The sequence below is a fragment of the Natronococcus jeotgali DSM 18795 genome (assembly GCF_000337695.1).
Lineage (GTDB): Archaea > Halobacteriota > Halobacteria > Halobacteriales > Natrialbaceae > Natronococcus > Natronococcus jeotgali.
This window is the reverse complement of record NZ_AOIA01000156.1, coordinates 1-6,621: the sequence shown is the minus strand read 5'-3', so window position 1 is coordinate 6,621 and position 6,621 is coordinate 1. Positions and strand designations below refer to the sequence as shown.

At 67.8% G+C, this 6,621-nt stretch carries 9 protein-coding genes; 5 read left to right on the top strand and 4 right to left on the bottom strand.

Annotated features, from left to right (window positions below):
- Nucleotides 1-680: CbiX/SirB N-terminal domain-containing protein (locus tag C492_RS18575; RefSeq protein ID WP_008426455.1), on the bottom strand; the 680-nt coding region annotated here is incomplete at its 3' end.
- A gap of 104 nt (nt 681-784) precedes the next feature.
- Nucleotides 785-1,123: a BsuPI-related putative proteinase inhibitor gene (locus tag C492_RS18570; protein ID WP_008426453.1), complete on the bottom strand. Its 339-nt coding sequence runs from the start codon at nt 1,121-1,123 to the stop codon at nt 785-787.
- Between the two features lie 179 nt (nt 1,124-1,302).
- On the opposite strand from C492_RS18570, the gene C492_RS18565 reads away from it, so the two are divergent.
- Together C492_RS18565 and C492_RS18560 are read left to right on the top strand one after the other, a co-directional pair.
- A complete protein-coding gene (locus C492_RS18565) occupies nt 1,303-2,055 on the top strand; it encodes a DUF2797 domain-containing protein (RefSeq protein WP_008426450.1) in 753 nt (250 codons plus the stop codon).
- 112 nt (nt 2,056-2,167) lie between these two features.
- Entirely contained in the window at nt 2,168-2,542 is a 375-nt protein-coding gene (locus tag C492_RS18560) for a hypothetical protein (RefSeq protein WP_008426449.1), read from the top strand.
- Nucleotides 2,543-2,733: 191 nt separating this feature from the next.
- Here C492_RS18560 and C492_RS18555 read toward each other — a convergent pair whose 3' ends face one another.
- Nucleotides 2,734-3,597, bottom strand: a complete 864-nt coding sequence (locus C492_RS18555) for a phosphatase PAP2 family protein (RefSeq protein ID WP_008426446.1) — start codon at nt 3,595-3,597, stop codon at nt 2,734-2,736.
- 4 nt (nt 3,598-3,601) lie between these two features.
- A complete protein-coding gene (locus tag C492_RS18550; protein ID WP_049893188.1) occupies nt 3,602-5,374 on the bottom strand; it encodes an ABC transporter substrate-binding protein in 1,773 nt (590 codons plus the stop codon).
- 160 nt (nt 5,375-5,534) lie between these two features.
- On the opposite strand from C492_RS18550, the gene C492_RS18545 reads away from it, so the two are divergent.
- The 3 genes from C492_RS18545 to C492_RS18535 form a co-directional block, all read left to right on the top strand.
- Nucleotides 5,535-5,813, top strand: coding sequence for a ribonuclease P protein component 4 (locus C492_RS18545; RefSeq protein ID WP_008426442.1), 279 nt, complete (start codon nt 5,535-5,537; stop codon nt 5,811-5,813).
- Nucleotides 5,814-5,865: 52 nt separating this feature from the next.
- The gene (locus tag C492_RS18540) at nt 5,866-6,114 is read left to right on the top strand and encodes a YhbY family RNA-binding protein (protein WP_008426441.1); all 249 of its coding nucleotides are present in this window, start codon (nt 5,866-5,868) and stop codon (nt 6,112-6,114) included.
- On the top strand, nt 6,111-6,621 hold a 511-nt coding region (locus C492_RS18535; RefSeq protein ID WP_008426439.1), incomplete at its 3' end, for a mechanosensitive ion channel domain-containing protein. The genes C492_RS18540 and C492_RS18535, both read left to right, overlap by 4 nt.

The following is a 6,621-nucleotide window of genomic DNA, read 5'->3' as shown; positions in this document are numbered from 1 at the left end:
GATGTGTATAAGAGACAGGGGATGTCTTCCTGGGTGTGGTAGCCGTCGGCGACGAAGAGGGGGACGACGACGATATCGTCACTCTCGAAGAAGTCGGTGACGTCGTCGACCTCGGGCTCCTCGTCCATGAACAGCGCCCGCACCTCGTCGAAGCGGTTCCGTCGCCGGATGCGGTCGGCGTGGTACTCGACGGCCTTCGCCGAGTTCTCGTTGCGCTCGGTGCCGTGGCCGACGACCGCCAGTCCGAACCCGTCCCCGACGTCGGGAGTCCCGGTGACGCGTTCGGCCCGCTGGACGATCACGTCGGTCATGGCGTCGTGGGTTCCCACGGGACCGCAGTAGTGGATCGTCTTCCCGACGTCGGTCGCCTCGAGGGTGACGTGGGAGGCGTCGGTGCCGTTGGACTCCCAGCGGGCGGGATCCCATCCCTCGAGGCGTAGCTCCCGGGGAATGACCCGCTCGGTGAAGTACCCCTCGCTGATAAACAGCGGCACGACGAACACCTCCTCGGACTCGAGGGTGCGGATCACCTCCCGGAAGTGCGGTTCCTCCTTCCAGAACGCCTCCCGGACCTCGTCGAACGCCCCCGTCTCGCGGACGGCGTCGGCGTGGGCGTAGGTCGGATCCGAGGCGTTCGGGTTCAGGTGTGACCCGTGGGCCGCGACGACCAGCGCTTGCATACGCGACCGTTGGGAGGGGGACCGCTTAGGAACTTCGCCGAGGGCGCACATTGCCGTCGTTCCCGACGGTCCGAGCGACGGGCCGTCGGGCTGCGGGCGGTCGGCTACGGGACCGAGAGATCGGCTCTGGCCTTGCACGCGCTGTCCTGGGCGCGCAGCTCCGCGACGGCGGTGTACTCCCCGGTCAGGGGACCGTCCCACTCTGCCCCGTAGGTCGCGGTCTCGTCGGGTGCGATCCGCTCGGAGCCGATCATCTGGGCGAACAGCCGACCGTCGGTGTAGCGCCAGACCTCCCGGCCCTCGTCCTCGACGACGAACTCGGCCTTGCAGGCGTCGGAGAACCGGAGCTCGACGGGTTCGGTGCCCGCGTTCGTGACGGCGAACTCGAACCGAACCGCATCCGTTGACGATACCGTCGCCTCGAGTCCTCCCTCGAGTACCATACCGGACCTGCGCCGCTTCGCCGTATAGGTCTTGAGCCGGCAGCGCTCGACGCTCGACGAGCCGCTCCCGCCGTTCGATCGACGTTCGAGGGTCAGTCGCCCGCGACGGGTCCCGGTCGGGCACCCGGGGATTGTCCGGGAACAGTAGGCCTATGCGCGTTCGCCGCTAGCGTCGGGACGTGCAATTCGTCGGGTACGAGCCGAGCGGACGGGGGTCGGCGCTGCTGGTCGCCGACGGCGGGAGCGTCGAAGCCGTCCCGCTCGAGCCCGGCGCGGAGCTCTCGTACGCGCTGGGTCCGCGACGCTGCGCGGGGACGATCGCCGACGGCGAGCACGTCCCCTGCGACCGCTCGACGGCCCCGCACTGCGACTACCACACGAACACGTGGGTCTGCGCCCGCTGTACTGGCACCTGCCTCAAACCCGAGATGGACTGCTACCAGGAACACGCCGTCTACGTCGCCGCGTTCGCCCCGGACACGTTCAAGGTCGGCGTCACCAAATCCCGGCGCCTCGAGACCCGCCTCCGCGAGCAGGGCGCCGACCGGGCGGCCCACGTCCACACCGTCTCGAACGGCCGGATCGCCCGCGAACTCGAGGCCGAGATCGCCACCCGGCTGGTCGATCGCGTCCGGACGGATCGGAAGGTCGCCTCGCTGGCGAGGTCCGTCGACGAGGCCGCCTGGGAGGACGCCCTCGCGGAGTTCGACGTCATCGACCGGTTCGACCTCGAGTACGGCCTCAACCTCGACCGCCGCCCGATCCGCGAGACGATCGCTTCGGGAACGGTCGTCGGCGTGAAGGGACGGCTGCTGGTCCTCGAGAGCGACGCGACGAGCTACGCGGTCGACGCGCGCGCCCTCGTGGGCCACGAGATCGCGACGGACGGACCGGGTGGGGACCGCCAGTCGTCGCTCGGATCGTTCGGCTGACTCGAGGCGAACCGGTGTCGCCCGAGCCGCTCGCGATCGCACGCACCGGATAAACGCGTCGGCGGTCGGGAACATGGTAATCCTTTTCCGCGGCGGTACAGAACCCGGAGGTATGGCTGACGAAAACGAACCCGAAGACGTCGGCGACGACGGCGACGGCGAGGAGAAATCCTTCCGAGAGCGAGTCGAGGAGATCCGCGAGAAGCGCGCCGAGGAGGGCGAGGGTGAGGGCGAGCCTCCCGAGAGCCCGTTCGGCGGCGGCGGTGGCGGCCCCGGCGGCATGGGTGGCGGCGGCAACCCCTTCGCCCAGATGATGGGCGGTATGATGGGCGGCGGTCCCGGCGGCGGTCCAGGCGGTCCGGGCGGTCCCGGCGGCCAGGACGAGAGTAACGAGGAGCTCGTCCGCGAGGTTCGACAGCTCCGCGACGAGATGCGCGACCAGACCCGCGCGCTCAAGCGCATCGCCGACGCGCTCGAGGATCAGTAGGCGACTTCCGTTTCCGTTTTCGAGGCGTTCCTGGTTCGCGCAGCGACGCGAACGTCCGCCGCGCGTCGTCGTCTTCGGTCCGCTCGAACTGACGGCGACGAAACTCGGGTCGGGCTACCGTCGACGGAACGCGACGGTGGCCGACGGCGCGTATCCGCTCTGCGTACGCCGGTACCGCGCACCAGTCGGGGTCAGTCCCGCTCGTCGCGGTCCCCCAGTCGGCGGTCGAGGTACCGACGGACCGCAGCGGTCGGCCGACGGTCGACGAGCCGATCCGAGAGCCAGACGCAACTGACCGCCAGCGCGAGTCCGGCGACGACGTCGATCCCCCAGTGGATCCCCAGGTACATCGTCGAGATCGCGACGCTGACCGCGAGCAGGGCCGCGACCGGGAACCACTTCGGATAGCTCGAGCGCGTCTTGTACGCGAAGATCCCGACGGTGGCGGAAAGCGAGGTGTGCAGCGAGGGAAAGACGTTGGTGTTGCGGTTGACCTCGCGGGTGAGGTGTTGGTACTCCGGGCTGTTGTCGTACAGCATCGTCACCGTCAATTCCTCGGGCATCACGTTTCGCGGGCCGTAGGCGATGATCAGGAGGTAAAACACCAATCCGAGCACGTAGTTGAGCGAGTACGCCGTCAGCAGCCGCCGAAAGGTCCGCGTTTCCGACAGCGCGAAGTACGCGAGCCCGGGGAAGATCAGCAGGAACGCGTAGCCGTAGACGTAGATAAACGAGAAGTACGCCGTCAGCTGCTCGGTCGCGATCGACTGGAAGACGAGGACGAACTCCCCCTCGATATCGTAGAACACCTCGGTCATGTGGAGCCCGATGAACTCCGAGATCCCCGGGCCGGCCTGTCGCATGACGCGGTTGAGCCACAGCACGGCTGCGAGCCCCGCTAACGCGGGCGCCGACGCTCGGACGCGGGAGCGCCACTCCCTCGCGGTCGCGACGAGGCGCTCGCGGCCGACGAACACGACGATCGACGTGAGCAACAGGGCACTGACGACGACGACAACCTGCGTCAGCACCTGGGTGAGAACATCGGCGTCCATCGTGTTACAGGCGAAGCCGACCCTGCTCGTCGTACTGGTACCCCGCGTCCTCCAGGGCGTCCCTGGCGGTTTCGACGTCGAGCTCGCCGTCGTCGCCGAAAAACGGCGCTACCGGATCCACGCCGTCCCAGGCCAGCTTGTCGGGCACCCACTCCTCGAGAACCGGCGCCGCGGTCGGAGTCGCCTGGCCCGCGAAGATTTCGTCGGCGATCCAGGATTTGTCGAGCAGCCGGGAGACGATCCGCCGGGCGTGGGGATTGCTGAACGGTTCGATCCGCGTGTTGAACCCCACGTAGTAGAACGTCCGCGACGGCGACGTGAGGTGCTCGACGTCGGGGTCGTCCGGGATCGTATCGAGCGCGTGGGCCTCGAGCATCGACGCCGTGAAGTCGGCGCCGTCGTTGGCGACGCGCTTGATCGAGGAGGCGCTTCCGGGATCGATGCCGAACTGGAGCCGTTCGACGCCGACCTCGGGCAGGTCGACGTCCTCGCGACGGGTGAAGTGGTCCTCGTACCGCTCGAGGGTGAGGTGTTCGCGCTCGCTACGGCTCTCGAAGCGGAACGGGCCGCTCCCGATCGGCGGGACGTTGTCCATCGTCACGAGCCCCCACCGTCCCTGCGTGGGCGTAAACGACATCGCGCTCTCGACGCGGGACTCGACCTCCGCGCGCCACCAGTTCTCGGGGAGGATCGGGACGGTGAGCGCGCGCCGGGCGGCCTCGTCCCCCGCCGAGGTCTCGAGGCGAAGCTCGCGGTCGCCCTCGACGACGACGTTCTCGATCGTCGAGACGTGGCCCCGGTACCGCGGCGCCGGCGACGCGAACTCGGCGTGGCCGAGCGACGTGTCCTCGAGGAACTGGTAGGTGAAGGCGACGTCGGCCGCGGTGAGCGGTTCGCCGTTGTGGAACCGACAGTCCTCGCGGAGCGTCACCGTCACGTGGCCGACGGTGTCGTCCCCGCCGTCGACGGTCGTCCACTCCCAGTCCTCGGCCAGCCAGGGGACGAGTTCGCCGTCGTGTTCGGTCGCCAGCGAGTCGTACAGCAGATCGATCGTCGATCCCCGCTCGCGCAGCGTCGCCGACAGCGGATTCAGGTTCCGCGAGATCCGGGAGTCGGTGACGAGCACGCGGAGGCGGTCGACGTCCTCGGCGGGTTCGAGACCGAGGTACCCGTGGCGGCTTTCGGGATGGTCGTGGTTCCACTCCTCGAAGCGATCGGTCCGGGCGACGCGGTGTTCCACGGGGAAACACAGCGGCTCGAAGGGCTTTTCCTCGGCCAGCGACTCGAGCAGCTCCGCGACGATCTCCTGGCGTCGCTCGCCGCTGGCCCGGCGCTGGGCCTCGAGGTGGTTGTCGAAGGGGATGTTGGCGAACCCGAACGGGTTCTGCCAGCCCGCCTCGTTCGCGTACGTCGAGTGCAGCGTCTCGTAGAGGAAGTCCGGATCGAAGTCGGCGGGGTGGCGCCCGACGTAGAGATCGAACTCGCCGCCGAGCAACACGGTTTCGAGAAACTCAGAACGCGATCGCATGTCGATGGAGGTGTTGACACCGACTGCCTCGAGGTTGGCCTCGAGTTCGCGGGCGATACGGACGGCTTCTCTGTCGCCGTCGGCGGGGACCGTCGTGATGGAGAGGGCAAGGCGGTCCGTGTCCTGGTTGACGGTACTCTCGGCGCGATTGACGCAGCCGCTGGTCGGGAGAACGAGTCCGGTCGCGCCAGCGGCCAGCACCGTTCGCCGGCTGACGCCGTCGTCAGGACCGGTTGATTCACTATTCATTCCGCTCTGGTGTCCCGATTCGGGACAGCTATATAACAATCTTCTGTTCTGTGCGTGTGATAAACCGGATGTTTGAGGCGATATATCCCGCGTAATCGGCGTTTCGTTCCGTTTCGACCGTTCCGTAACACCAATGTGGAGACGCCAGAAACACGCGGACGTGACCGTCGCCGCCGAGCGGATCGACCGCCTCCACGAGCTGGCTCGAGCGGCGGCCGCGGACGGCGACACCGACCGTGCCCGGTACTACGTTCGGCTCGCGCGCCGGATCGCGGAGCGAAACCGGCTCGCGCTCCCCCGGGAGTTCCGTCGGTTCACCTGCGACGCCTGCGACGCGTACCTGCGGCCCGGACGGAACGCCCGCGTTCGAACTCGAGACGGCCACGTCGTCATCACGTGTGACTGTGGCGCCCAGGCCCGATACCCCTACGAGGAGTAGGCTCCGTCCGATATTGCTAAGATTCAAACGGTTCGCGTTGCTATGCGGGGGTATGGATATCGAAGAGCGCAAGCGGCGAGCTCACGACCTCGACGTCACCGTCTGGGTCGGCAAGAGCGGCCTCGAAGCCGTCGTTGACGAACTCGACGATCAGCTCTCGAACGCGGATCTGGTGAAGGTGAAGTTTCTGAGAGCCGCCCGCGCCGGCGATTCGACCGAGGAGCAGGCGGCCGAACTCGCCGATCGGGTCGACGCGGAGCTCGTCGACGCCCGCGGTCACACCGCGGTACTGTACCGATGATCGGCGGACCGCCCGCTCAGGTCGAAACCCCCGACACGCTCGAGACGGCGACGCTGGTCGACCTCGCGATCACGGGAATTCGGTTCGTCGTCGCCTTCGCCGTCGTGCTGGCGATCGGACGGCTCGTCCTCGTTCCGCTGGTCAACCGCGCGTTCGATCGGCGCGACCTGGACGAACACGTCCGGAACCCGCTGTTGATGCTGACGCGGTTCGGCGTCCTCTTCGTCGCCGTCGCGGGCGCGTTCGGCTTCGCCGGGTACGAGAACTTCCTCGTGTCGCTGGCCGGGATCGCCGCGGCCGGAGCGCTCGCGGTCGGGCTGGCGCTACAAAACGTCATCTCGAACTTCGTCGCGGGCGTGTTCATCTACGTCGACAAACCGTTTCGCATCGGCGACTGGATCGAGTGGGACAACGGCGACTACGCCGGCGTCGTCGAGGATATCAGCCTCCGCGTGACGAAGGTACGGACCTTCGACAACGAGCTGTTGACGGTCCCGAACTCGGCGC